The following is a 25,219-nucleotide window of genomic DNA, read 5'->3' on the forward strand; positions in this document are numbered from 1 at the left end:
CTTTTTTCTTGCACGCTATGTCGCTGTTACTTTGTCACGGTAATCATGCGGGTGCCGATGATCGTGCGCTCTTGGTTGATAAAGTAGCGCAGTTCGTAATCTCCGGCGATGTCCGGCGCGGTCAGGCTTACTGGGTTGCCGCTTTCGGTATAAGCGTAATCTTCATAGGCGCTGTCACCTGGTACAGATATACCGATATAGTCGCGCGGGTAATCCGGCCCGTCCCAGCCAACGACAAATTCGGTGCCCGCGACAACGCTGTCTTCGGCGACCAGTTCGGCCGTGATCGCGTCAACGGTGATTTGCTGGCGATAGATGATGGCACTGCCCTGGCCTAGATGATAGCGCAGCTCGTAAGTACCTGGTTCTGTTGGCATCTCAATGCCCAGCGGGCTGCCAGCTTCGGTGGAGGTATAGTTCAGATAGCGTGTCTCGCCGACGGGGCCGACCCCGATAAAGTCGCGCGCATAATCCGGCCCTGTCCATTCGATTGTGATCGTATCGCCGATATTTGCATTTGCAGGGCCGGTGATGCCTGCCTTGACAGCGGTGATCGTAATCGGCTGGCTTGCCACGACAGTGCTGCCTTGGGCCAGCACATAGCGGATTTCATAATCACCGGGTTCAACAGGCATCAGCAATTCCAACGGGTTGCCGTTATTGGTATGGGCGTAATTCACATAGTTACTCGCTCCGGTTTCGGCGACCGCTATATAGTCGCGGTCATGATCCGGCCCGACCCAGTCAACGGTCACTGTACTGCCTGCTATTGCCTCGGACGGGGCGTTCACCGAGATTTCAGGCGCGGTGATTTCAATCGTCGTTTGCGCCAGAATTTCGGACCCTTGGGCAAGCTGATAGCGGATTTCATAAGTGCCAGGTTCGGCGGGCATCTGCAAAGCGAGCGGATTGCCGTCATCGACATATGTATAGTTGATATATCCGGATTCACCGACCTCCCCGACCGAGATAAAATCACGATCAAACCCGGGGCCATCCCAGCCGATCATGACCTCGTCGCTAATTTCGGCCGTTTGTGGCGCGATCAGCGTCACTTTGGTATCTGTGACGGTAATGGGCCGCGTCATCAATGTGGTTGACCCTTGCCCCAGCACATAGCGGATTTCATACGCACCGGGTTCGGTCGGCATCTGCAAATCAAGCGTCCCGCCTTCTTCGGTGTAGGTATAGTTAATATAGGCATTTTCACCCGGAACGCCGACCGCGATAAAGTCGCGCGCATAGTCTGGTCCTGTCCATGTCACGCTTAGCTGTTCGGAAATGGCCGCTTCATCGGCGGCATCTAGTGTGATTTCGACAGGCGTGATTGTGATCGGCGCGGTTGCAATTGTTTCGCCATCACTTGTGACATAACGCAGCTCGTAGCTGCCGGTTTCAGGCGGCATTTGCAGCGCCAGAGGGTTGCCGTCGGCAGTGTAGGTATAGTTGGCATAGCCTGTTTCACCAACTTTGCCTACCGCCAGATAATCCCGATCTCCGTCCGGTCCATCCCAGCCGACCTGTATCGTCGCACCTAGCGGGGCTTCGTCCGGGCCGATGATTTTCGCTTGCACTTCGGGAACAGGGAAAGTGATGACAACTTCGGCACCATCGCCAATGGCGATGAACTGCGCATCAAGCGCGGTTTCGGTGCTGACACGGTACGCCGTCGCAACATAGGATCCTTCGGGCAGTTCCATTTCATAGGGGTTGCCAGCGATATCGGAAACATCCGCGCCCGTGATGGACCACAAAACAGGGTCACCAATGACCGGCCCGTCCGCGCCTTCGATGGCGGTAAATGTAACAGGAACCAATGCCGGTTCGGGTTCTGGCGCGGGTGCTGAGACCATTTGGGTCATCGCAAGGTCAAGTTCGGCCGCATTGGCGGCTGTCAGGAATTTGCCACCTGTTTCTTCGGCCAAACATTGCATTTGCGCAATGGCTTCGGGGTCGTCGACATCAAAGCCGACAACATGGGCGGTGAAATTGATCCCCGCTTCTTCAAGCAGACGCGCGGCGGCGCAAGGGTCTGGGTTGCAGGTTTCAACACCGTCCGACACCAGAATGACAGTCGCGCTGTCTTCGGTGTAACGCAGCGCCTCTGCGGCGGCGATTACGGCGTCGGTCATCGGCGTCTTGCCCAGCGGCTTGATCGCGTTCACGGCATCGACAATGCTGGCCGCAGTGCCGGGGGCAGGGGCGACGATGGTTTCGATGTCGGTGCAATTGCCACGTTCGCGGTGGCCATAAACCGTCAGCCCGAGCCCCTGATCAGCAGGGAAATCCGACAATAGCTCGGCGACGACTTCTTGCGCGATGGTGATCTTGGCGACGCCGTCAATCTGGCCCCACATTGATCCGGAACCATCCAGAACAAGGATGGTATTTGGTGCATCTTGCGCGGTCGCGGCTGTGGCAATGGTGGCTGTGACGACAAAGGGAATGAGTCTATACATCATGAATCCTTGGATAAACGTGTTTTCAGATCACCAAAGCACAACCTTATGGCTGTGCAAAGCAGAATTCTGAAATGGTCAGGAATTGCATACCTCGGGCCGGAAATGCCACGCAGGGCAACCGCGGCATCATGACCGCAAAAGCTTATCACTTAGGCATATATACAGGCGCAGGGTGAAATATCATGCGCCGTGAGAATTGATACACCTTTGATTTACGTTAGGTAATGTATTTACTACATAAAGAGCCATCGTACTGACCGTGTTTCGCCATATTTCTGTCTGTTTTCAGGGCGAGCATTGCAGGCTTGGTCAGAGAAATACGCATGCCAACGGGCGCGCGCGGGCCACAAGTAGTGCAATTGGTACAAAGGTATGAAAAGCAAATGAAAACGACACAATTGAGCATGGCGGCCGCAATCACTTTTGCCGCTGCGACAGCGGCAAGCGCGCAAGAGGCCTGTACCTCTTACACAGTGCAGCCCGGCGATTCACTTAGCGCTATTGCGCGTACCGCCTACGGCAATATCAGCTTTCAACAGGTCTGGGATGCGAACCGCACCCAGATCGGGTCCAACCCGAATTCGATCTCAGTCGGCATGACGTTGCGCCTACCCTGTGCTGACGGTTCACTGCCAGGCGAAAGCCCTGCTGTTGCTGCGGCCCCTGCGCCAGCACCTGTTGCGCCTGCCTCCGGCCCGTTGAATATCCGTCTGGTCACCGGCAGCGATTACCCGCCCTTTACCGAAGAAAGCATGGAAGGCGGGGGCGTGTTTACCCAGCTTGTGCGCGCGGCTGCCGATGCCGTTGCACCACAAGCCCAGACAAGCGTGACCTTTGTGAATGACTGGGGCTCGCATATGGATGTCCTGCTACCATCGGGCGCATTTGACGGCACATTCCCTTGGGTTCTGCCCGATTGCGAGGCCGCAAGCCTGACTGATGACATGCAAGCACGTTGCGACAATTATCTTTTTGCTGATCCGGTTTATGAAATTGTCACAGGTCTTGTCACCCGCGCCGACGACGTGCTCGCGACTGCGGCAAGCGCCGACGCATTCCGCGGCAAACGCGTTTGTGTGCCAGAAGGCTATGCCGCGATTTTGCTTGCGGGCGGTGGTTTGACAGAATCCGACGTGACCTATGTGCGCCCCACAAACCCGAGCGCCTGCTTTACAGAACTGGCCGCTGGCAATCTGGATGCCGTCGAAATGGAACTGTCACAGGCCGCCGATATCGTTGGTAAACTGGGGCTGACCGACCAGATTACCGTCAATGACCAACTGACATCCATTTCCGTGCTAACTGTTTACGTTCACAAGGAAAACCCGCGCGCGGACGAGATTTTGTCAACGATCAACAGCGGTATCGAAGCCATCCGCCAAAATGGAAAATGGTTTGAAGTCGTACAGGCCGGATTTGCGGCCTATTACGCGCAGTAACTGCTGATTGCATCGGTCGGCTGTTTTCGGCCAAAAATGACAGGCGCCCGGCCATGAATATGGTCGGGCGTTTGCGTTTGCGCCCTTGTTTTCAGCGCGTGAATGTCTGAATATGTTCCTTTAATGTTCTGTCTGTGCATTGGCAGTTGGAACCGTTCGTATTATGTGCCTTTGCATGGGTAAGGGAAATCTACATGGCTGAGCTGAAGAATATCGAGGTCCGCGGCGCGCGCGAACATAATCTCAAGAATATCGATGTCGATATTCCCCGCGATCAGCTGGTGGTGATCACGGGGCTGTCGGGGTCTGGCAAATCATCGCTTGCCTTTGATACGATCTATGCCGAAGGGCAGCGGCGCTATGTCGAAAGCCTGTCGGCCTACGCGCGCCAGTTTCTTGATATGATGGAAAAGCCGGATGTGGACCACATATCCGGCCTGTCGCCCGCGATTTCGATTGAACAGAAAACTACGTCGAAAAACCCGCGCTCGACTGTCGGGACCATCACCGAAATTTACGACTATCTGCGCCTTTTGTTTGCCCGCGCAGGCACGCCGTTCAGCCCCGAAACAGGCCTGCCGATCGAAGCGCAGCAAGTGCAGGATATGGTTGACCGCGTGATGGGCCTGCCCGAAGGCACGCGCGGCTACCTTCTCGCGCCGATTATCCGCGACCGCAAAGGCGAATACCGCAAGGAATTTCTGGAACTGCGCAAGCAAGGGTTTCAACGCGTCAAGGTTGACGGCGTATTCTATGAACTGGACGAGCCGCCGACGCTTGATAAAAAATTTCGGCATAATATCGACGTGGTTGTTGACCGGATTGTTGTGCGCGAAGGGCTGGAAACGCGGCTGGCCGATAGTTTTCGCACCGCGCTTGATCTGGCCGATGGGATTACCGTGCTGGAAGCCGCCCCGACCGAGGGCGACCCTGAACGCTTCACGTTTTCTGAAAACTTCGCCTGTCCGGTGTCGGGGTTTACCATTCCTGAAATCGAACCGCGGTTGTTTTCCTTCAACGCGCCCTTTGGCGCCTGTCCCAGCTGTGACGGGCTGGGGGTCGAGTTGTTTTTCGACGAAAAACTATGCGTGCCGGATGTGACGCTGAAAATCGCGGATGGGGCGATTGCGCCTTGGCGCAAGGGTAAATCGCCCTATTTCCTGCAAACGATTGAAGCCATCGCCAAACATTACGGGTTCAACAAGAATGCGCGCTGGAAGGATCTGGACCCGAAATTCCAGAACGTATTCCTGTACGGATCCGGCAAGGAAGAAATCAAGTTCCGCTATGACGAAGGCGGGCGGGTTTATCAGGTGGAACGCGCGTTTGAAGGCGTGATCCCCAATATGGAACGCCGCTATCGCGAGACCGACAGCAACTGGATTCGCGAGGATTTTGAGCAATATCAAACCAATCGCCCCTGTGGCACCTGCGGCGGCTACCGTTTGCGCGCCGAAGCCTTGGCCGTCAAAATCGGCGGGCTACACGCGGGGCAGGTGGTGCAGATGTCAATCAAGGATGCATATGATTGGTGTCTTGGGGTCCCTGATCAATTAAGCAAACAAAAGAACGAAATCGCCAAGGCGATCCTGAAAGAAATCCGTGAACGGCTCGGGTTTTTGAATAACGTCGGGCTGGAATATCTGACGCTTGCGCGTAATTCCGGCACGCTTTCGGGGGGTGAAAGCCAGCGGATCAGGCTGGCCAGCCAGATCGGTTCCGGCCTGCAAGGTGTGCTTTACGTGCTGGACGAGCCATCCATCGGATTGCACCAGCGCGACAACGACCGGCTGTTGACGACGCTTAAGAACCTACGCGATCAGGGGAACACCGTGATCGTCGTTGAACATGACGAAGAAGCCATCCGCGAGGCTGATTATGTCTTTGATATCGGGCCGGGTGCTGGCGTGCATGGCGGGCAGGTCGTGGCCAAAGGCACACCCGCTGAAATCATGGCGAATGAGGCGTCGATCACCGGCCAGTATCTGACTGGCGCGCGTGAAATTGCGGTGCCGGCCGTGCGCCGCAAGGGCAACAAGAAAAAACTGACCGTGGTCAAGGCCACAGGCAACAACCTGCAAAACGTGACTGTCGATTTTCCGTTGGGACAATTTGTTTGCGTAACAGGCGTTTCGGGCGGCGGCAAATCCACGCTGACGATTGAAACCCTGTTCAAAAACGCGTCGCAAAAACTGAACGGGTCGCGTCAGGCCCCCGCACCTTGCGAAACGATCAAAGGGTTTGAACACCTTGATAAGGTGATCGACATTGACCAGCGGCCCATCGGGCGCACCCCGCGATCAAACCCTGCGACCTATACCGGCGCCTTTACCCCGATCCGTGACTGGTTCGCGGGCATGCCCGAATCCAAGGCGCGCGGCTATAAACCGGGCCGGTTTTCGTTCAACGTCAAAGGCGGGCGCTGCGAGGCCTGTCAGGGCGACGGTGTGATCAAGATCGAAATGCATTTTCTGCCGGACGTCTACGTGACCTGCGAAACCTGCAAAGGCGCGCGCTATAACCGCGAGACGCTCGAGATCAAGTTCAAGGGAAAATCAATCGCCGATGTGCTGGATATGACCGTCGAAGATGCGCAGGCTTTTTTCACGGCCGTTCCGTCGATCCGGTCCAAAATGGACGCGCTGATGCGGGTGGGGCTCGGCTATATCAAGGTCGGGCAACAGGCGACGACCCTGTCAGGGGGCGAGGCGCAGCGCGTCAAACTGTCGAAAGAACTGGCGCGGCAATCCACGGGGCGCACACTTTATATTCTGGACGAGCCGACAACGGGCCTGCATTTTGAAGATGTGCGTAAGCTGTTGGAAGTGTTGCATGAACTGGTCGATCAAGGCAATTCCGTTGTGGTGATTGAACATAATCTGGACGTGGTGAAAACCGCGGATCATATCATCGACATCGGCCCCGAAGGTGGCGACGGCGGTGGCATGGTTGTGGCGACCGGTACGCCCGAAAAGGTCGCTGAAAATGCCCATAGCCACACGGGCCGCTATCTCAAAGAGATGCTCGCGCCCAAACGCGCCGCCGCTGAATAGATAGGTGCGCAGGGATTTGCCTGAATAGACCAGCCCGCGCAGGGCCCCACGCGTTGCGCGATCATAGATTTTCTAGCGTTAGCGAAAAATTAGAAAGATCGGTCCATGCTGCATCGAGGATGCAAAAGGATGGTACCGTGGCTGGACAAAAACTTGGGGTTGTCGTGATTCACGGGGTATGGAGCCAGGCCGGCAGCAAACCGGCCGATCCTGTGCAGCCAACCTATTCGCGAGGGATGGCACAGCGCGTTATGCGCAAGTTGGGAAAACGCGCAGAAGATATCATCTGGAAAGAGGTGTCTTGGGCCGACATCCTGCAACCACGCCAACGTGAATATCTGGAACTGATCCGGGATAAAACCGGCAGCGAACCGGCCCGCGCCTTTGTGCTATCCGCGCTGTCGGATGTGGCCAGCTATCGCAAGGTCAGCGATGGTTCTACTGCGATTTATGAACAGATACATAGCCGCGTAGAACAGACGATGCGCGCACTTGCGGCACAAATCGGGCCGAACGGGCCGGTGCTGATACTGGCGCATTCACTGGGCGCGCATATCATGTCGAACTATATCTATGATGTGCAGAATTTTATGCGGCTAACGGGTGATCACCGTTTTGACTGCGCGCTTGAAAATATGCAGACGGTTGCGGGTTTTATGACCTTTGGTTGCAATATTCCGGTGTTCCTGTTCGCACATAGGCGAAACAGCATCGTGCCGATCAACTATCCGGGTTCCGCGCTGGCCGATCATCAACAGATATCGCCTTGGTGGCAAAATTTTTACGACAAGCAGGACGTGCTTGCCTATCCGATGGGACCGGCAGCCCCCTGCTATTCAAAGATGGTCGTGGACCGGCAATTGCGCGATGTGCCGATGCATCTTGGCAAACCCGTTGCAAAACACTGGGATCCGACAACACATGGCGATTACTGGGACGATCCGGAAATGATCGCCCCAGTAGTGCATTACATTAACAAGTTCTTTAACGCGAAACCTACTCCATCGGCTTGAAGTTGAATTCGCCGCCTTCTTTGATGCCTGATGGCCAGCGCGATGTGACGGTTTTCGTGCGCGTATAGAATTTGAACGCATCCGGTCCGTGTTGGTTCAAATCGCCGAACATGGATTTCTTCCAGCCGCCAAAGGTGTGATAGGCGAGCGGCACAGGAATCGGGACGTTGATACCCACCATGCCGACATTGATACGGCTTGCGAAGTCGCGCGCGGCGTCACCGTCACGGGTAAAGATCGCGGTGCCATTGCCATATTCGTGATCCATGGCAAGGCCGATGGCCTCTTCATAGGATTGCGCGCGCACGCAAGACAGGACAGGCCCGAAGATTTCTTTCTTGTAGATATCCATGTCCTTGGTCACGCGGTCAAACAGATGCGGCCCGACAAAGAACCCGTCCTCATAGCCTTGCAAATTAAATCCGCGCCCGTCGACAACCAGCTCTGCGCCTTGCGCGACACCGGTTTCGATCAGTTTGAGGATATTTGCCTTGGCAGCAGCAGTCACAACCGGCCCGTAGTCCACGTCATTGCCGCCAGTATAAGGCCCGACTTTCAGCTTTTCGATGCGCGGCACCAGCTTTTCGATCAGACGGTCGGCGGTTTCTTCGCCGACGGGAACAGCCACCGAAATCGCCATACAGCGTTCGCCCGCCGCGCCGTAGCCTGCGCCGATCAGCGCATCCGCCGCCTGATCCATATCGGCATCGGGCATGATGATCATGTGGTTCTTGGCGCCGCCAAAACATTGCACACGCTTGCCGTTGGAACAGCCGCGCCCATAGATATATTCCGCAATCGGGGTTGACCCGACAAAGCCGACAGACTGGATCACTTCATGATCAAGGATCGCGTCGACAGCTTCTTTATCGCCATTGACGACCTGCAGAATGCCTTTGGGCAATCCCGCTTCCTCCATCAATTCAGCCAGCATCAGCGGCACGGATGGATCGCGTTCGGATGGTTTGAGGATAAACGCATTGCCGCATGCGATGGCTGGTGCAAACATCCACATCGGGATCATCGCCGGAAAGTTGAACGGCGTGATCCCTGCACAAACGCCAAGCGCTTGTTTCATCGAATACATATCAATGCCGGGGCCGGCTGCATCGGTGAATTCACCCTTCAGCATCTGCGGCGCGCCGATGCAGTATTCGACAACTTCCAGCCCGCGCTGCACGTCGCCTGCGGCATCCGGCAGGGTCTTGCCGTGCTCGCGCGACAGTGCTTCGGCGAGTCTATCCATATCGCGGTTCAGAAGATCGACAAATTTCATCATGACCCGCGCGCGGCGCTGCGGGTTGACGGCGGCCCATGTAACCTGTGCTTTGGACGCTATTTCAACGGCTTGCGCCAACTCATCCGCATTGGCGAGCGGCACTTTGGCCTGCACTTCGCCGGTGGCGGGGTTGTAGACATCTGCAAAGCGGCCCGATGTGCCTTTGACATGTGCGCCGCCGATGTAATGGGTCAGTTCTTGCATGGAATCCTCCGTTGGTTTGGATGCAGTTTAGCCTTGCATTTTTCGACGTAAAAGAACGAATATATCAAAACCATTTTGCAAAAATGTAGGTATGGATGGACAATTGGGATGACATGCGGGTGTTTTTGGCCGTGGCCCGCGCAGAAAGCCTGACCGGAGCCGCGCCGATCCTGAAAATGGATCCGGCAACATTGGGCCGCCGGATTACACGGTTGGAACGGTCGCTAGGTGCGTCGTTATTTGTGAAATCACCGCAGGGCTATGCGTTGACGGATTTGGGCGAACGCATGCGCACCCGCGCGGCAGAGGCCGAGGCGCATCTGGTGCTGGCGCGCGACGAAGGGCAGGGTGCCTCTTCTGGGTTGACCGGACAGATCCGGATCGGTGCGCCTGACGGGGCGGCAAACTTTCTGCTACCGCAGGTTTGCGCCGCGATACAGGCGGACAACCCCGCGCTTGAAATCCAGATACTTAGCCTGCCGCGCGTTGTGAATCTTTCGCGCCGCGAGGCAGATATGGCCATCACCGTCAGCCCGCCCGTGGCCGGCCGCCTGAGCGTGCAACGCATTTCGGACTATCACCTGCATTTGGCAACGCGTGTGGATGGACCCGCGATTACGCGGCGCGCGGATCTGAAATCCCAACCGGTTGTTGGCTATATTCCGGATATGATTTTTGACAAGGAACTGGATTATCTCGGGGATCTAGGGGCAAACGGCGTGCAGCTCGCGTCAAATTCGGTTGCCGTGCAATTGCAGATGCTGCGCCAGTCGGGTGTCGGCATCGTGCATGATTTTGCCCTGCCATTTGCGCCTGAATTGCGCCGCATCCTTGTTGATGATATTGCGCTCACGCGGTCATTCTATCTGGTCCGCCACATATCCGACCGTCAATCAGAGCGGTTGAACACAGCGGCTGCGGCAATTACCCGCGGGCTTCAGGCCGAAGTTGCGCGGCTCGAAAAAATCGCGCGCTTGACAGATACCCCTGTGATTTGACACCATTTTCATACGCAACCCGTTTAAGGAGCCCGCGATGATCGTTTCCCAAATTCTAAAATCCAAAGACAGCACTGGCGTTGTGTCGGTAAAGCCTGGTGATCCTGTTTCTGCTGCTGTGATTTTGCTGTCTGAAAAACGCATCGGGACCGTGGTCGTTTCATCGGACGGGGTGTCGCTTGATGGTATTTTGTCAGAGCGAGATATTGTCCGCGAATTGGGCAAGCGTGGCGCGTCTTGCCTGTCGGATAAAGTATCAGAACTGATGACCGCAAAGCTGGTTACATGCACCCCCGACGAGCAAGCGGATGTTGTGCTTGAAAAAATGACCGCAGGCCGCTTCCGGCATATGCCTGTCATGCAAGACGGCAATATGATCGGCCTGATTTCGATCGGCGATATGGTCAAAGCCCGCCTGTCCGAGCTGGCAATGGAAAAAGATGCGCTTGAAGGTATGATTATGGGCCATTAGCGCCCTTGCATTTTGGCCCGTAATAATATTGCGTGTGGCGAAATAAAAATTTACGAGGTGCACCATGCGTGTTGGACTTTATCCCGGTACTTTTGATCCGGTCACGCATGGCCATGTCGACATTATTCGCCGCGCGTGCAGCTTGGTTGACCGGCTGGTCATCGGTGTCGCCATCAACCGCGACAAAGGCCCGCTTTTTTCGCTCGAAGAACGTGTAGCCATGGTCGAGACAGAATGTGTGCCGCTTGGCCGTGCGCATAAATGCGAAATTGTTGTTCACCCGTTTGAAAACCTATTGATTGACTGCGCACGCGATGTTGGTGCTGGCGTGATCATTCGCGGGCTGCGCGCTGTTGCTGATTTTGAATATGAATTTCAAATGGTTGGCATGAACCGCGCGATGAATGACACGATTGAAACCGTGTTTTTGATGGCTGACGCCAAGAATCAGGCCATTGCCTCGAAGCTGGTCAAAGAAATTGCGCGGCTTGGCGGGGATGTGTCGAAATTCGTGACGCCGGCTGTCAACGCTGCACTGACGGACCGCTTCGGCGCTTAATCCCAAAACGCAAAAGGCCGACCCAACGGGCCGGCCCTGCGTTCGCAAGAATGCTTCGCCTAGATCAGTTTGCCCATCGCAACGGCTGTATCGCTCATCCGGTTAGAGAAGCCCCATTCGTTGTCGTACCATGTCAGGATACGCACCATATTGCCGTCCAGCACCTTGGTTTGGTCAAGGTGGAAGATCGAAGAATGCGGATCGTGGTTAAAGTCAGAGCTGACCATCGGCAGGTCGGTATAGCCAAGGATACCCTTGAGCGGGCCATCAGCCGCAGCGATGATCGCAGCGTTAACTTCTTCGACAGTTGTCGCGCGCGATGCTTCGAAAGTCAGGTCAACGACGGACACGTTAGGGGTGGGCACGCGGATTGCGACGCCGTCAAGCTTGCCGTTCAGTTCGGGCAGAACCAGACCCACGGCCTTGGCCGCACCGGTCGAGGTCGGGATCATTGACAGGGCCGCCGCGCGTGCGCGGTAGAGGTCCTTGTGCATTGTATCCAGTGTTGGCTGGTCGCCTGTGTAGCTGTGGATCGTGGTCATAAAGCCTTTGGTGATGCCGATGGCATCGTTAAGAACCTTGGCCACAGGTGACAGGCAGTTGGTTGTGCAAGATGCGTTTGACACGATGATATCATCGGCGGTCAGCGCGCTATCATTCACACCGAACACGATTGTTTTGTCGGCATCTTTACCGGGTGCGGAAATCAGCACACGCTTTGACCCGTTATCAAGATGCGCCTGACAGGCTTCCTTGCTGGTGAAAATCCCTGTGCATTCCAGAACCACGTCAACATTTGACCAAGGCAGGTCCGCAGGATTGCGGATCGCAGTCACTTCGATCGGGCCGCGCCCTGCGTCGATTGTGGTTTCTGTGGTTGTCACAGTGCCAGGAAAACGCCCGTGAACAGAATCAAACCGCAGCAAATGGGCGTTGGTTTCCACCGGGCCAAGGTCGTTGATCGCAACAACTTCGATATCCGTGCGCCCGCTTTCAATGATTGCGCGCAATACGTTACGGCCAATACGGCCAAATCCGTTGATGGCAACTTTTACGGCCATGATAGTTTCTCCTAGAGGATGCTTGTTGGCGCTAACATTGCGATTTATTGCAAAAGGTCAACCGCAGATCGGCATTAGCGCCAAAATGCGAGATATTCGATGAACGCAACAAGCTTGCGAAACAAGAATGGCACCGCACCCCAATCCATCACATAAAGGTCCGTCACCACAAAGCCGGTGATCAAAATAGCGAGAATAAGAGCGATCGAATTTGTCATTGCGCAGTTTTAGCCTGAAGGTGTTAAAAAGGTAAGACTATTGAGAAAGCAAATGCGATGCCCAAAGCAGCGACGCCGCCTGTTGCCGATTTCCGGACGCCGCGATTGCGTGTCAGCCATTGGGCGACAACTTTGGCCGATGCAGACGCCTATGCAAAGGTCTTGCAAGACTTGCCCGCCCTGCTGAACAAAGAGGTGACCCGCGATTTGCCGCCTTCGCTTGCCTTGGGGGAGAGTATTTCCGATTGGGTCGCGGCGCGCGCGCGCGAAAGCGATGTTTATCTTGTGACCACAAACGACAAGATGATCGGCCTGCTGATCCTGTTTCGCGCTGCACCTGATGCGGCAATCCATCTTGGCTATCTGTTTGCACAAAATACTTGGGGGCAGGGTTATGCGACGGAACTGCTGCGCGGGCTTTTAGCCGCAACGCCCCCTCCGGCCACGCTTTTGGCGGGGGTCGCAACGACAAACCCCGCCTCTGCACATGTGCTGCGCAAGGCGGGGTTTGAACAGCAGCCCGCGCAGTCGGAAGGCATGCTTGCATTTGCGCGGGTAATTGCGGGTTAGTGCAGACGCCCCATCGTGGCCGCAACATCGGCCATGCGCGCCGAAAATCCCCATTCATTGTCGTACCATGCCAGAACCCGCACGGTCTTGCCGCCGACGACTTTGGTCTGGTCGGGCGCAAAGATGCACGATTGTGTGGTGTGGTTAAAGTCGATGCTGACCTTGGCTTCGTCATCATAGGCCATGACCATGCCCATGTAACCGCCTGCGGCCTCGGCGACGATGGCGTTTACATCGGCCACAGTGACGGATTTGCCGGCCTCGAATGTCAGATCAACGGCGCTGACGTTGGGCGTGGGGACGCGCATTGCGGTGCCGTCCAGCTTGCCCGCCAGTTCTGGCAGCACGTCACCCAGCGCCTTGGCCGCACCGGTGGATGTCGGGATCATCGCCATTGCAGCGGCGCGCGCGCGGTAAAGATCCTTGTGGCGCCGGTCCAGCGTCGGCTGGTCACCAGTGTAGCTGTGGATCGTTGTCATGATCCCGCGTTCAATGCCGATGGTGTCATTCAGCACCTTGGCCAGCGGCGCAAGACAATTGGTGGTGCATGACCCGTTTGATACCATCCGTTCGCCCGCGATCAGATCGCGGTGGTTCACACCGTAAACGACCGTGCGGTCAACGCGCGATGCCGGGGCCGAAATCAGCACTTTTTTCGCGCCGCGTTCCAGATGCACCGCAGATTTTTCGCCGTCATTGAATTTGCCCGTGCATTCCAGCACGACATCCACGCCCGACCAATCCAGTTCCTCGGGGTTATAGGTCGACATCACATCAATCGGGCCGCGGCCCAGATCAATCGTGTTGCCAGAAACTTTGATCGGGCTGCCAAAGCGGCCATGCACGCTGTCATATTTTAGCAGATGCGCGTTGGTTTCAATCGGGCCGGTGGCGTTGATCTTGACGACTTGCACGTCATTGCGCGCGGCCTCGGCGATATGTGCCAATGTGCAGCGGCCGATGCGGCCAAACCCGTTGATCCCGATGGTAACTGTCATGGCTTCGTCCCCCCCAACTTTGCGTTATGGGGTCGATAGGCAATGAAAACGGTTCTGAAAACCCTAAAAATGACTATTTTTCAAACTGTTAGCGTTAACTTGCAATGGTTGCGCTAACCGTTTTCGCTAACAAATTGCGATTGCGGCAATACGCTGTGTCTACAAGGTTTCATGACCGGAAGTCAGAATAAATGCGCTGTAGAAAATTCAGGAAGGGGACGGCGTTGGTTGTCCTGATGCAAATGTTGGAAAAATGCGACAACCGGAAACCGATTATGCTGCACTTGCAAAAACAGCCGTCGCAAAAGTATTAAGAATTCGTTAACGTAAGGTCAGGTTAGATAGTTATCTTTGTGGTCGGTGCGGTCGCGAAAATTGTACGCGCAGAATGGATATCTAACTAAGTGTATTAGTAAAAGAGAAGTGCAAATCCATGAAACTACAATTGCTCAAGAATTCATTGCTGGCCGGCGCCAGCGTATTGTTGGTACAGCCTGCGTTTGCTGGTTCATTGGCCGAACCGATTGTGGAAACTGCTGTTGTTGCCCCGCAAGCAGCCGCTGTGACTGACTGGTCAGGTGCTTATGCAGGCGGGACGCTAGGTGGCGTTTCAGGCTCATCCTTATTTTGTGAGGACGGATATGATGATACCTGTGAAGGTAATCCAAGTGACCGTGATCTGCCGATGCCCGCACCAGAAGGTACAATTTTCGGCCTGACAGCCGGCTACAACTGGCAGCGCGGCAATCTTGTCTATGGTGTCGAAGCCGATATTTCCAAAGCATCTGCCGAAGGCGGCGCAGAAAGCACGATTGACTACGGATGCGGCATCGGCGAGTGCCGCACGGATATTCTAGCCGCGGCGACGTTGCGTGGTCGTGTTGGATACGCCACAGGTCAGTGGCTGCCCTACGCAACTGCCGGCGTTGGGGCATTGGAAGTCGAAGTCGGCTTTCCCGAATTTGATCCGGCAACCATGAACACCGCACGCGTGACAACGCCAGTTGCGGGCCTTGGTGTCGAATACATGATGAATTCAGGCCTTTCGCTAAAAGCAGAGGCGCTCTACTTTTTCGAATCCGAAGAGCTTGTCGAGGCTGCAAATGATCCTTGCGGTGACCCCTGCGGCGCAACGGCAATCGACGCTACTATCGTTCGTTTTGGTGTGAACTACCACTTCTAGTTCCGGCATTGTAACAACGGCAAGAGGGCGCGAAAGCGCCCTTTTTTGTTTTCAGGGGGTCCCGTTTCGGACGCTTGGTAGCCATGATCCCTGTCTTGACCTGCCAAGTTGCGCTAACGCCGCTGCAACTGCCCGAGCGTATAGCTTTGCGCGACATGGCCTGCATCCGAAGGGTCGTCGCGCGGGTCGGCGTAAATGCATAGCGGGCCGCATATCAGGATGGCGATCCGTTGGCGGTGATCGACACGCCACAGCCGCCCGCCGGGTGTGCTGACATAGCCGTCTGTACCAAATGCAAAATCGGAACGCAGATCTCCGGTTGATGGCACTTCGTTATCATAGGACCGCGAATAGGATCCGTGCGTATGGTAGGAGGCAACAGTATTTTGCGACGGGTAGGGCAGATCGCAAGAGGCTTCGTCGCCCGGTATGGCAGGGGTCGCCGCCAGCCCGCCGTCGGCCCGCCTGTAGATATAGCCGCAATATTCACGCGATTCTGCAATGGAACGCGGCTGCAAAGCATCAAGCAGGGTCTTGGCATAGGCATCAACAGCGCTGGTTACGACAGGCGCTGTGACAGGTGCCGTTTGTGGTGCGGATTGGATGATCTTGGACGCGGTGCCAATCGGCGTTTGCGTCTGCGGGGCCGTGCAGCTTGCCAGCGCGAGGCCCAGCAAAAGCGGCACCGCTGTGATCCGGATGTGATAAATCAAAGCGGTGCCTTTTGCTTATTTGATCAGTGACTTGACCATGTCAGCCGTGTCTTTTGCGGTGATCCCGAATTCTTCGAACAGACGTTCCGCAGGGGCAGAGGCCCCAAATCCGGGCATGCCGACAAAACCGGCCTTTTTGTTGTTGCCGCGTTCGCCCATCAGCCATTTGTCCCAGCCAAGTCGCACGCCTGCCTCGACCGCGACCCGCACGGGGCCTGCGGGCAAAACCTTGCGGCGGTAGGCTTCGTCTTGGGCTTCGAACAGCTCCCAGCAGGGCATGGAAACAACACGTGTCCCGATGCCTTCGGCCTGCAGCAGATCACGCGCGGCAAGTGCGATTTCGACCTCGGAGCCTGTCGCCATGATGATGGCCTGACGTTTGCCTTCGGCATCGGCCAGCACATAGGCACCTTGGGCTGTCAGGTTCTTGGTCTTGTGTTCGGTGCGCACGGTTGGCAGGTTTTGGCGCGACAGGCACAGCACAGACGGGGTGCTGGTTGATGTCAGGGCCATTTCCCAGGCTTCGGCTGTTTCCACGGTGTCCGCAGGGCGGAACACATGTGTATTGGGCGTTGCGCGCAACATTGCAAGATGTTCAACCGGCTGGTGGGTTGGCCCGTCTTCGCCAAGCCCGATGCTATCGTGGGTCATGACATAAGTAGTCGGAATACCCATCAGCGCGGACAGGCGCATCGACCCGCGCGCGTAATCGGTAAAGCACATGAATGTGCCGCCGTAAGGCCGTGCGCCACCGTGCAGTGCCATTCCGTTCATTGCAGCGGCCATGCCGTGTTCGCGCACACCGTAATAGATGTAGCGGCCTTTGCGGTTTTCGGGGTTAAAGATACCCATATCCGCCGTCAGCGTGTTGTTTGACCCAGTAAGGTCCGCAGATCCGCCGATCGTTTCTTGCATGATCGGGTTTACCGCCTGCAATGTCAGCTCGGATGATTTGCGTGTTGCGACCTTGGGCTGGTCTGTGCTGATCTGCTTTTTCAACGCGCGGATGGTGGCCGACAGTTTTTTCGGTGCCTCGCCCGCATAGGCGCGGTTAAACTCGGCCTGCTTTGTGTCTGACAACGTGGCAAAGCGGGTTTCCCAATCGGCGCGGGTTGCGGCACCGCGTGCGCCGATGGCTTCCCATGCGGCTTTGACCTCGGCAGGGACTTCGAAGGCACCCAAGGGCGCGCCATAGAGTTCCTTAGCCGCTTGCAGCTGCTCAGGGTTGGTCAGGGCGCCGTGGCCTTTGGATGTGTCTTGCGCGGCGTGGCCCAATGCGATGTGGGTCTTGCAGGCAATCATCGACGGGCGCGGATCGGCCTTGGCGGCGATGATGGCTGCATCAATCGCCACAGGGTCATGGCCGTCGATTTCCTGCACATGCCAGCCGCTTGCCGCAAAGCGGGCAGGCTGGTTGGTGATATCGGCCATATCGACGGTGCCGTCGATGGTGATGTTGTTATTGTCCCAGAACACACAAAGGTGTCCCAGCTTTTGCATACCGGCAAGACCGATGGCCTCTTGGCTGACGCCTTCCATCAGGCAGCCGTCGCCCGCAATCACATAGGTCTGGTGATCAACGATCTTTTTGCCCCAGGTTGCGCGCTGGATTTCTTCGGCGATGGCAAAACCGACCGAATTGGCAATGCCCTGGCCCAATGGACCTGTGGTGGTTTCAATACCGCGTGCATGGCCATATTCAGGGTGCCCTGCGGTTTTCGCGCCCCATTGGCGGAAATCCTTGATTTGTTGCAGGGTGATATCTTCGTAGCCGGTCAGATACATCAGCGCATAGAGCAACATCGATCCGTGGCCAGCGGACAGAATAAACCGGTCACGGTCAGGCCATGCAGGGGCTTTGGGATCAAAATTCAGATGCTTTTCAAAAAGCACGGTTGCCACATCGGCCATGCCCATCGGCATGCCGGAGTGGCCAGAGTTTGCAGCCGCAACCGCATCAAGCGTCAGGGTGCGAATAGCAGCGGCTTTGTTCCAGTGATCGGGGTGGGCAGTGCGTAGGGCTTTGATATCCAAGGGGTCACATCCTGTTCAAAAAGGTAAATGTCTTGCTTGAAAGCGTCATATCAGGGTGAAGCCTAAGATCAAGCGTGACGGTTAAGTCGTTCAAATGAAAAGACAGCTGTGATTTGCCGCGGCCGCAATGATGGCATAGTCTGCAATGCAAGAGCCACGATTCGGATGGCGCGCGGATGGCAGCGCGCTTCGGATCACAAATAGCCCGTGGGATGTTGCGGCCTAGAGGACGAGCAGATGAGTAGTATTAGCGCATTGGAAAGCCGGATAACCGCGGCTCTGGACCGGATCAGGCAGGGCGTTGAAGCCCAGTCAATGCGCGACACCGATGCAGAGCTGCGCGCAGCCCTCGCGGCCGAGCGGGCCACAAACGCGGAATTGGTTGCACGTGTGCGCGCGCTCAAGGAACGGCAGGACACACAAGTCGCCAGTCTGACCGAGCGGGTCGAAAAACAGCGGGCGCAACTGGCGTCTTATGATGCGCAGATGCAAACCTTGCGGTCGTCCAACGCGCAAATGCGCGACATCAATGCAAAGCTGCGCGAAGCCGTGACCGAAGGGTTGGCGCCCGAACTGGTGAATGCTGCCGTCGCCGCAGAGCTGCAGGCCCTACAAGACCAACGCACGGCGGAAGCCGTTGAAATTGATGCGATTTTGTCAGAACTCAAACCATTGGTAGAGGAGAAAACCCATGCCGCAGGTTGAGATTACGATAGGGGGGCGCACATTCGAGGTCGCCTGCCAAACAGGCGAAGAGCAATTCTTGCAATCCGCAGCGGCAATGCTGGACGCTGAAGCTGCGCATCTGTCCGGCCAGATTGGCCGGATGCCCGAAGCGCGGATGCTTCTGATGGCGGGTCTTATGCTCGCGGATAAGACGGCAGGGCTGGAAGATCGGGTGCAGACGCTGACCACCGAGGCCGCAGCGCTGCGCGCGCAGATTACAGCGCTCGAGGAAAAACCCGCACCACTGCCAGAACGTGTCGAAGTGCCCGTTGTGCCCGCAAGCGTGACCGAAGCATTGGCCGAAATCGCCGCCCGCGCCGAAGCGCTGGCCGATCAGGTGAACCGCTAGGCGAAAAAATGGATTGCCCCGCGCCGGCCTGTAAAACGGGCGCGGGGCATTCCAGATAATTGGTTATGCGTTGGCTTCGCGGATTTGGTCGGCTGCGTTTTTGTCGAACGCGACGCCATTGTCCGCAAACAATGTGTCCAGTTCGCCTGACAGCATCATTTCGGTGATGATATCACAGCCGCCGACAAATTCGCCTTTGACGTAAAGCTGCGGAATGGTTGGCCAGTCGGAATAATCCTTGATGCCTTGGCGGATTTCTTCGTCTGCAAGCACGTTCACATCGGCGTAATCGACGCTCATGAAATTCAAAACACCAGCCACACGGGATGAAAACCCGCATTGCGGCATGGTCTTTGTGCCTTTCATGAACAGCACTACATCGTTGTTGGTGACGGTTTCTTTGATTTGGGTTTCTGCGGTCATGGTCGGTATCCTCTGATCAGGTGCCAAAGTCTCATCGAGACTTTGGGCGCAAATTTTGTGCCAAAATTTGGCGTGTTATGCGGGCGCTTTGGTCGTCAGCGCGAGCGCGTGCAAGGCGCCGCTGTCGATCTGTTCTTTCAGTGCTGCATTGACAGCACGTTGTTGCTGGATGCGGTTCAGCCCGCGAAAGCTTTCGTCAATCACCTCGGCTGCGAAATGCGCGCCATCGTCGCCGTGAACGGTAATGGTCGCATTCGGGAATTTGGCCCGAAGCAGGGATTCGATTTCGGTGGTTGTAATCGGCATGCGCATTCCTTTGGTCGGTTACCAGTAATTTAGGTCCGTCATGGCGGGGCGGCAAGAGGCCACCCCGTGAAGTTTTACGCGACCGCTGCAGCAAACGCGCCGCGGAAAATGGCGGAGAGGTCGGCCAGTGGCGCTGATTGCGCGCCAAAGCTGACAGTCTCACCGCCGACTTTGCCGACCATCGCGACCGGCACGCCTGCATCGGCGGCGGCAACCATCAGGGCTTCGGCCATATCAAAATTGCAGCCGATCAAATAGCGCGCCTGATCTTCGCCGAAAAGTGTCGGCGTGTCTTCGGCATCAATGCTGACGCCCACGCCCGCCTTTTCGGCCAGTTCGAACGCGGCAAGCGCAAGCCCGCCATCGCTCAGATCGGTGCAGGCGGTGATCATGGCGTGGTTGGCGCGGATGAAATCGCCGTTGCTTTTCTCGTCCGCAAGATCAACGGGGGGCGCATCACCTTCGGCGCGGCCAAACTGTTCGGCCAGAAGCGCGGATTGTCCCAGATGCCCTTTGGTTTCACCCACCAGCAGCAAAACATGCCCCTCGCGGATTTGCCCGTTGATCAGGTTTTTGCTTTCGCGAATGATTCCGACGGCGCCGATTGTCGGGGTTGGCAAGATGCCGCTACCGTCTGTTTCATTGTAAAGCGACACGTTGCCCGAAACGATCGGCATATCAAGCGCCGCAACCGCTGCACTGATCCCCTGGATCGCGCCCACAAACTGGCCCATGATCTCGGGCTTTTCAGGGTTGCCAAAGTTCATGTTGTCCGTCGTCGCAAGCGGGGTCGCGCCCACTGCTGTCAGGTTGCGGTAGGCTTCGGCGACGGCCTGCTTGCCGCCTTCAACCGGATTGGCCTTGACGTAGCGCGGGGTAACATCGCTGGTAAAGGCCAGCAATTTATCGGTGCCATGCACGCGCACGATGCCCGATCCGGCACCAGGCGTGCGGGTGGTATCGCCCATGACCTGCTGGTCGTATTGTTCATAGACCCATTGTTTGCCCGCGTAATTGGGGCTGCTGATCAAGGTTTTCAACCCGTCAATCGGGTCCACCTGTGGCGCGTCCAAGAGCGGCGCAGCCGCCGGCGTTGGCACCCATGGCCGGTCATATTCAGGGGCAGAACCTGAAAGGGTCGCCAATGGCAAATCTGCTTTCACTTCGCCATTGTGCAACACGATAAACCGGTCCTCGGCGATGGTTTCGCCGACGATGGCGAAATCGAGATCCCATTTTTCGAACACGGCACGGGCTTCGGCCTCCAGTTCTGGTTTCAGGACCATCAGCATCCGTTCTTGGGATTCGGACAGCATCATTTCATAGGCGGTCATGTTTTCTTCGCGTTGTGGCACGTTTTCAAGCATCAGCTTGACACCCAGCCCGCCTTTATCGCCCATTTCAACGGCCGAACAGGTCAGGCCCGCAGCGCCCATATCCTGAATGGAAATCACCGCGCCGGTTGCCATCAGCTCCAGAGTGGCTTCCATCAGACGTTTTTCGGTGAACGGGTCGCCAACCTGTACGGTGGGGCGTTTTTCTTCGATTGTGTCGTCAAATTCGGCTGACGCCATTGTCGCACCGCCAACACCGTCACGACCTGTTTTTGCGCCCAAGTAAACGACAGGCATGCCGACACCTGACGCCGCAGAATAGAAAATCTTATCGGCATCGGCGAGGCCCGCAGCAAATGCGTTCACCAGACAGTTGCCGTTATAGGCAGGGTCAAACCGGACTTCGCCGCCAACCATCGGCACGCCAAAACAGTTGCCGTAGCCGCCAACACCCGCGACAACACCATTGACCAGCTGGCGGGTTTTGGGGTGATCAGGCTGCCCGAACGACAGTGAATTCATCGCCGCAATCGGGCGCGCGCCCATGGTGAATACGTCGCGCAAAATACCACCCACGCCTGTGGCAGCGCCCTGATAGGGTTCGATGTAGGACGGGTGGTTATGGCTTTCCATTTTGAAAACAACTGCTTGGCCGTCACCAATATCAACGACACCTGCGTTTTCGCCAGGGCCGCAGATAACTTGGGGGCCTGTTGTGGGCAGGGTGCGCAGCCATTTTTTGGAAGATTTATAAGAACAATGTTCGTTCCACATGGCCGAAAAAATGCCCAGCTCGGTGAAACTGGGTTCACGCCCAATGATCTCTAGGATGCGCTTGTATTCATCGGGCGATAACCCGTGAGAAGCAATCAGGTCTTCGGTGATCATTGGTTCGGTCATGGTCGTCTCCCAAGCAGGTTTGCGGCCTTGTAAGGCCTTGTTGCGCTGGTTGGAAGGGCCAACAGCGCAACAATTGCTTAGGAGGTTCGATCGTGGCTCTTAGCCGAGCTGCGCAAGCAGTTCTGCCCGATCTTGTGGCAGCATCAGCTGATGGTCAGTGAACGATTTTGTGGCCACCTGAAAGCGCAGCACATTATATGGCGCGCCAAAGCTGTCAGCCGCTTCAACACGCACGATAACCTTGTCATCAAGTTGCCGTTCTATGCCCGTCACCATGCCAACAAGTTGGCTGTCATGTGACCATACAGATGAGCCAATGATGCCAAGCCCAAGCGCGACTTCGGGTGCGAGGGGGGGCACAAGGGTCGGATCAACGCCGGCGATGTAGGTGCCGCCGCCTTCGGTGCCCACGCCGATGTCAACGCCGCCCGCACCGCCACCGCCGCCAGCACCACCGCCGCCAATTGAGACGCCAACCTCTGCGCTGCCGCCGATGCTAACGCCTACGCCCGCGCCACCGCCACCAAGGTTAACGTCAACACCAATATCAAGTGCATTGGCAGGTGCAGCAAGTGCAACGAGGATCGCCAGCAAGCCAGTCTGTGATTTCTGAGAAAACGTCATTTTGGGCCACCTTTCATGAAAATAGAGACTAAACTACCTTGCGGCGCGGCCAAATGCGCCGCCTTCGGTAATTCAAGTCTGTGCCCAAACCCTGGGTTTGAAAAGGAAAATAACAATCTTAAGCGGTATTAGTGCCAAATTGTATGCAAGTTAGGATTGTTTATTTATCGATTTGATTAAAAAAATTGTTCAATTGTCGTAACTTGTGGTTTGTGCTGCTGCATCTATGTGCATTTTCATGATGCCTGCGGTGACTTGTGGGAAATGTGGTGAAAATATGGCGCATTGTGTTCGATTTTGGCGTGGTTGCAGGTTCTCGCCTAGATCGTTTCTGATTTTTGCAATGCGATGATTCGTCGCACGCAGATTCTCCGTCAATTTAAGCGGAGCAAAAAAAATGCCGGGCACAGGGCCCGGCGAAGTCCAACAGGGAGGTGAAAGCGATGAGCGTATAAGCATCATTGCCTTCGAGGGGTCAGATAAGGCGTAAATATTGAGCAATCAAGAAAAATGCCTAGGTTTTTGCGCAAACCCGTTATGCTATGGGTGCATAGCTCTGATTTGCCCAGCGCATAAAGCGGTTTAGTTCCCGATGTCCAAGGTCAGCCCGAAAACCAGAATAACATCTGAATGGGCTTTGCCGGACGGCCCGCCGATCAATCCGCGCCCGGGCATGGCCTGCACAAAGAACGGTCCGCATTCACTGTGCAGCCCGCCAATCGGAATCCAGCCGTTGTGTTGGAATTGCACCGTATCACTAAGTTCGGGGTAATGCGCTGTGCCAACAAAACCGGCAAGGCTGCAATGTTCACCCTCCCAAAAATCGCGGGAAATGGTGATAAAAGGGGCCGTATTGTGAAAACTGTTGCGCAGGGATCCGGCGGTAATATCGGCCCAACCGCCGTTCCATGTCAGCGCGAAACCCGGATTGATTTCATTCAGGTCAACATCCATCTGGTTGTTCACATGGCGGCTGCCAAGCGGCACGCGGATTTCGTCGGGCATAAAATCCCACGCCCACAGCTGAGAGGGTACAAGAAGACACACCGCTAACGCGGCCTTTTTCAACATATTCATCGTTAACACCCATCTAAAAAGCATGGCGAACTTGGGCACACAAAAGGTGTGGCGTGGTCCGCTGATGCTGGATTACTTGTTACGCTTTGGCCCGCTGTGGGCGCAGTTCAAATGTAGCGCAATGCGGCCCTGCAACCAATGAAATGTTTAACAATTGGTAAACGTGCGGCGGCACAGACCCGTGGCCCCCTCGTTAACCAAGTTTTTGAAATCATGCCGAAATTTGGGTAATTTGGTTAATCTGCACCCTCGTCAGATTGGGTTGCTTCGCGCAGTTTGCGGCGATGCGCAAAGATTTCGTCCTGGACGAAATCGCGAAAGGCGCTGATGCGTTTGGACTGCCGCAGCTCTTCCGGATAGGCCAGAAAAACCGGCACCTCACCGCTTTGCAGGTCGGGCAGAATGCGGACCATATGCGGGAAATCTTCGACCAGATAATCGGGCAGCACGCCAACGCCCAGATTGTTCACAACGCCCTGCAAAACGCCAAAGTAGTTGTTCACCGTAAACAGGCTATGCACGTCATAGGTCATCAGGTGTTGCACCAGTGTCGCGCCGGCGCTGACTTGGGTTGAATTGGGGCTTTGGCAGATCAGACGGTGGTTTGCGATGTCTTCGACATCATTTATCATCCCGTTCTTTTCGATATATTCGCGCGACGCATAAAGACGCATGCGCACAGACATCAGACGTTTGCGGATCAGATCCGCCTGCGATGGCTCTTTCATCCGAATAGCGACATCTGCCTCGCGCATTGGCAGATCAAGCACCCGTTCTTCAAGCATCAGATCAATTTTCAGATCGGGATATTTTTCATAGAGTTTGGGCAGACGCGGCGCCAGCCACATCGTGCCAAACCCTGTTGTCGTGGTGACACGCAATTCGCCAAAGACTTCTTCTTCACTGTCCTTGATACGCGCCGCCGCTGCATCCAGCCGCTTGTTCATTGATTTTGTCGCGTCAAACAGCAGTTCACCCTGTTCGGTCAGGATCAATCCGCGCGCATGGCGGTGGAACAATGTCGTGTTCAAGGATTCTTCGAGCGCGCGAATTTGGCGGCTGACAGCGGATTGCGACAGGTGCAGCGTATCGCCCGCATGGGTCAGTGACCCCGCGTCGGCAACAGCGTGAAAAATCCGTAGCTTGTCCCAGTCCATATGTTCCTACTTGTGAATGACCATCGTGTCGTTACCTACCTGTCTACGCTATCTCAGATAACGGTTG

The 25,219-nt window shown here is 56.0% G+C and carries 23 protein-coding genes; 10 read left to right on the plus strand and 13 right to left on the minus strand.

The genetic code is table 11. From position 1 onward, the window contains the following. Positions 1-26 precede the first annotated feature (26 nt). Complete coding sequence (locus tag BM320_RS05375; RefSeq protein WP_090197384.1) at positions 27-2,462, minus strand: VWA domain-containing protein; 2,436 nt, start codon at positions 2,460-2,462, stop codon at positions 27-29. Between the two features lie 383 nt (positions 2,463-2,845). Here BM320_RS05375 and BM320_RS05380 point away from each other — a divergent pair, with 383 nt between their 5' ends. The 3 genes from BM320_RS05380 to BM320_RS05390 all read left to right on the plus strand — a co-directional run bounded on the left by BM320_RS05380 (position 2,846) and on the right by BM320_RS05390 (position 7,967). Further along, on the plus strand, positions 2,846-3,901 hold the full coding sequence (locus BM320_RS05380) for a LysM peptidoglycan-binding domain-containing protein (protein ID WP_165614992.1): 1,056 nt from the start codon (positions 2,846-2,848) through the stop codon (positions 3,899-3,901). A gap of 194 nt (positions 3,902-4,095) precedes the next feature. Beyond that, positions 4,096-6,954: an excinuclease ABC subunit UvrA gene (gene uvrA, locus BM320_RS05385; protein WP_090197390.1), complete on the plus strand. Its 2,859-nt coding sequence runs from the start codon at positions 4,096-4,098 to the stop codon at positions 6,952-6,954. Between the two features lie 137 nt (positions 6,955-7,091). Beyond that, entirely contained in the window at positions 7,092-7,967 is an 876-nt protein-coding gene (locus BM320_RS05390; protein WP_131802293.1) for a hypothetical protein, read from the plus strand. Here the strand turns inward: BM320_RS05390 and BM320_RS05395 are convergent. Continuing rightward, positions 7,951-9,450, minus strand: a complete 1,500-nt coding sequence (locus tag BM320_RS05395) for a CoA-acylating methylmalonate-semialdehyde dehydrogenase (RefSeq protein ID WP_090197395.1) — start codon at positions 9,448-9,450, stop codon at positions 7,951-7,953. The two genes, BM320_RS05390 and BM320_RS05395, sit on opposite strands and share 17 nt — an antisense overlap. 95 nt (positions 9,451-9,545) lie before the next feature. Between BM320_RS05395 and BM320_RS05400 the strand changes: the two genes are divergently transcribed. The 3 genes from BM320_RS05400 to coaD all read left to right on the plus strand — a co-directional run bounded on the left by BM320_RS05400 (position 9,546) and on the right by coaD (position 11,479). Then, complete coding sequence (locus BM320_RS05400) at positions 9,546-10,448, plus strand: LysR family transcriptional regulator (protein ID WP_090197398.1); 903 nt, start codon at positions 9,546-9,548, stop codon at positions 10,446-10,448. A 37-nt stretch (positions 10,449-10,485) separates the two neighbouring features. Further along, positions 10,486-10,920: a CBS domain-containing protein gene (locus BM320_RS05405; RefSeq protein ID WP_090197400.1), complete on the plus strand. Its 435-nt coding sequence runs from the start codon at positions 10,486-10,488 to the stop codon at positions 10,918-10,920. A 64-nt stretch (positions 10,921-10,984) separates the two neighbouring features. Beyond that, positions 10,985-11,479: a pantetheine-phosphate adenylyltransferase gene (coaD, locus tag BM320_RS05410; RefSeq protein ID WP_090197403.1), complete on the plus strand. Its 495-nt coding sequence runs from the start codon at positions 10,985-10,987 to the stop codon at positions 11,477-11,479. 59 nt (positions 11,480-11,538) lie between these two features. Here the strand turns inward: coaD and gap (BM320_RS05415) are convergent, their stop codons facing one another. Continuing rightward, positions 11,539-12,540: a type I glyceraldehyde-3-phosphate dehydrogenase gene (gap, locus tag BM320_RS05415; RefSeq protein ID WP_090197406.1), complete on the minus strand. Its 1,002-nt coding sequence runs from the start codon at positions 12,538-12,540 to the stop codon at positions 11,539-11,541. 74 nt (positions 12,541-12,614) lie between these two features. Then, positions 12,615-12,758, minus strand: coding sequence for a hypothetical protein (locus BM320_RS16355; RefSeq protein ID WP_165614993.1), 144 nt, complete (start codon positions 12,756-12,758; stop codon positions 12,615-12,617). A gap of 57 nt (positions 12,759-12,815) precedes the next feature. On the opposite strand from BM320_RS16355, the gene BM320_RS05420 reads away from it, so the two are divergent. Continuing rightward, the gene (locus BM320_RS05420; protein ID WP_090197408.1) at positions 12,816-13,328 is read left to right on the plus strand and encodes a GNAT family N-acetyltransferase; all 513 of its coding nucleotides are present in this window, start codon (positions 12,816-12,818) and stop codon (positions 13,326-13,328) included. On the opposite strand, the gene gap (BM320_RS05425) is transcribed toward BM320_RS05420, so the two are convergent. Then, on the minus strand, positions 13,325-14,326 hold the full coding sequence (gene gap / locus BM320_RS05425; RefSeq protein WP_090197410.1) for a type I glyceraldehyde-3-phosphate dehydrogenase: 1,002 nt from the start codon (positions 14,324-14,326) through the stop codon (positions 13,325-13,327). The two genes, BM320_RS05420 and gap (BM320_RS05425), sit on opposite strands and share 4 nt — an antisense overlap. Before the next feature lie 433 nt (positions 14,327-14,759). Here gap (BM320_RS05425) and BM320_RS05430 point away from each other — a divergent pair, with 433 nt between their 5' ends. Continuing rightward, on the plus strand, positions 14,760-15,509 hold the full coding sequence (locus BM320_RS05430) for an outer membrane protein (protein ID WP_090197415.1): 750 nt from the start codon (positions 14,760-14,762) through the stop codon (positions 15,507-15,509). A gap of 113 nt (positions 15,510-15,622) precedes the next feature. Here BM320_RS05430 and BM320_RS05435 read toward each other — a convergent pair whose 3' ends face one another. Then, positions 15,623-16,222, minus strand: a complete 600-nt coding sequence (locus tag BM320_RS05435) for a DUF4329 domain-containing protein (protein ID WP_090197418.1) — start codon at positions 16,220-16,222, stop codon at positions 15,623-15,625. A 15-nt stretch (positions 16,223-16,237) separates the two neighbouring features. Further along, positions 16,238-18,256, minus strand: coding sequence for a transketolase (gene tkt / locus BM320_RS05440; protein ID WP_090197421.1), 2,019 nt, complete (start codon positions 18,254-18,256; stop codon positions 16,238-16,240). Positions 18,257-18,493: 237 nt separating this feature from the next. On the opposite strand from tkt, the gene BM320_RS05445 reads away from it, so the two are divergent. Both BM320_RS05445 and BM320_RS05450 read left to right on the plus strand, forming a co-directional pair. After that, complete coding sequence (locus tag BM320_RS05445; RefSeq protein WP_090197423.1) at positions 18,494-18,961, plus strand: hypothetical protein; 468 nt, start codon at positions 18,494-18,496, stop codon at positions 18,959-18,961. Then, positions 18,948-19,331 carry a cell division protein ZapA gene (locus BM320_RS05450; protein WP_090197426.1) on the plus strand — a complete coding sequence of 128 codons (384 nt, stop codon included), beginning with the start codon at positions 18,948-18,950 and terminating at the stop codon, positions 19,329-19,331. The genes BM320_RS05445 and BM320_RS05450 overlap by 14 nt, the downstream gene beginning before the upstream one ends. Before the next feature lie 63 nt (positions 19,332-19,394). Here the strand turns inward: BM320_RS05450 and grxD are convergent, their stop codons facing one another. From grxD to BM320_RS05480, 6 genes are all read right to left on the minus strand, one after another. Continuing rightward, entirely contained in the window at positions 19,395-19,754 is a 360-nt protein-coding gene (gene grxD, locus BM320_RS05455; RefSeq protein ID WP_090197431.1) for a Grx4 family monothiol glutaredoxin, read from the minus strand. A 75-nt stretch (positions 19,755-19,829) separates the two neighbouring features. Next, entirely contained in the window at positions 19,830-20,060 is a 231-nt protein-coding gene (locus BM320_RS05460; RefSeq protein ID WP_090200385.1) for a BolA/IbaG family iron-sulfur metabolism protein, read from the minus strand. A gap of 74 nt (positions 20,061-20,134) precedes the next feature. Next, positions 20,135-22,294 carry a phosphoribosylformylglycinamidine synthase subunit PurL gene (gene purL, locus BM320_RS05465; RefSeq protein ID WP_090197433.1) on the minus strand — a complete coding sequence of 720 codons (2,160 nt, stop codon included), beginning with the start codon at positions 22,292-22,294 and terminating at the stop codon, positions 20,135-20,137. A gap of 99 nt (positions 22,295-22,393) precedes the next feature. Beyond that, positions 22,394-22,918, minus strand: a complete 525-nt coding sequence (locus BM320_RS05470) for a hypothetical protein (RefSeq protein WP_090197436.1) — start codon at positions 22,916-22,918, stop codon at positions 22,394-22,396. Positions 22,919-23,500: 582 nt separating this feature from the next. After that, positions 23,501-23,923, minus strand: coding sequence for a hypothetical protein (locus BM320_RS05475; protein ID WP_131802295.1), 423 nt, complete (start codon positions 23,921-23,923; stop codon positions 23,501-23,503). Between the two features lie 308 nt (positions 23,924-24,231). Beyond that, on the minus strand, positions 24,232-25,152 hold the full coding sequence (locus tag BM320_RS05480) for a LysR family transcriptional regulator (protein ID WP_090197442.1): 921 nt from the start codon (positions 25,150-25,152) through the stop codon (positions 24,232-24,234). Between the last annotated feature and the right edge of the window lie 67 nt (positions 25,153-25,219).

It is taken from the genome of Yoonia tamlensis (assembly GCF_900115105.1).
GTDB classification, from domain to species: domain Bacteria; phylum Pseudomonadota; class Alphaproteobacteria; order Rhodobacterales; family Rhodobacteraceae; genus Yoonia; species Yoonia tamlensis.

Coding starts and splice junctions, on each gene's coding strand:
- BM320_RS05395 (WP_090197395.1), bottom strand. CDS start 9,450: ATGCAAGAACTGACCCATTACATCGGCGGCGCACATGTCAAAGGCACA.
- BM320_RS05450 (WP_090197426.1), top strand. CDS start 18,948: ATGCCGCAGGTTGAGATTACGATAGGGGGGCGCACATTCGAGGTCGCC.
- BM320_RS05400 (WP_090197398.1), top strand. CDS start 9,546: ATGGACAATTGGGATGACATGCGGGTGTTTTTGGCCGTGGCCCGCGCA.
- BM320_RS05475 (WP_131802295.1), bottom strand. CDS start 23,923: ATGCCCGACGAAATCCGCGTGCCGCTTGGCAGCCGCCATGTGAACAAC.
- BM320_RS05470 (WP_090197436.1), bottom strand. CDS start 22,918: ATGACGTTTTCTCAGAAATCACAGACTGGCTTGCTGGCGATCCTCGTT.
- purL (WP_090197433.1), bottom strand. CDS start 22,294: ATGACCGAACCAATGATCACCGAAGACCTGATTGCTTCTCACGGGTTA.
- BM320_RS05480 (WP_090197442.1), bottom strand. CDS start 25,152: ATGGACTGGGACAAGCTACGGATTTTTCACGCTGTTGCCGACGCGGGG.
- uvrA (WP_090197390.1), top strand. CDS start 4,096: ATGGCTGAGCTGAAGAATATCGAGGTCCGCGGCGCGCGCGAACATAAT.
- BM320_RS05445 (WP_090197423.1), top strand. CDS start 18,494: ATGAGTAGTATTAGCGCATTGGAAAGCCGGATAACCGCGGCTCTGGAC.
- gap (WP_090197410.1), bottom strand. CDS start 14,326: ATGACAGTTACCATCGGGATCAACGGGTTTGGCCGCATCGGCCGCTGC.
- coaD (WP_090197403.1), top strand. CDS start 10,985: ATGCGTGTTGGACTTTATCCCGGTACTTTTGATCCGGTCACGCATGGC.
- BM320_RS05375 (WP_090197384.1), bottom strand. CDS start 2,462: ATGATGTATAGACTCATTCCCTTTGTCGTCACAGCCACCATTGCCACA.
- BM320_RS05405 (WP_090197400.1), top strand. CDS start 10,486: ATGATCGTTTCCCAAATTCTAAAATCCAAAGACAGCACTGGCGTTGTG.
- BM320_RS05460 (WP_090200385.1), bottom strand. CDS start 20,060: ATGCCGATTACAACCACCGAAATCGAATCCCTGCTTCGGGCCAAATTC.
- BM320_RS05430 (WP_090197415.1), top strand. CDS start 14,760: ATGAAACTACAATTGCTCAAGAATTCATTGCTGGCCGGCGCCAGCGTA.
- BM320_RS16355 (WP_165614993.1), bottom strand. CDS start 12,758: ATGACAAATTCGATCGCTCTTATTCTCGCTATTTTGATCACCGGCTTT.
- grxD (WP_090197431.1), bottom strand. CDS start 19,754: ATGACCGCAGAAACCCAAATCAAAGAAACCGTCACCAACAACGATGTA.
- gap (WP_090197406.1), bottom strand. CDS start 12,540: ATGGCCGTAAAAGTTGCCATCAACGGATTTGGCCGTATTGGCCGTAAC.
- BM320_RS05420 (WP_090197408.1), top strand. CDS start 12,816: ATGCCCAAAGCAGCGACGCCGCCTGTTGCCGATTTCCGGACGCCGCGA.
- BM320_RS05380 (WP_165614992.1), top strand. CDS start 2,846: ATGAAAACGACACAATTGAGCATGGCGGCCGCAATCACTTTTGCCGCT.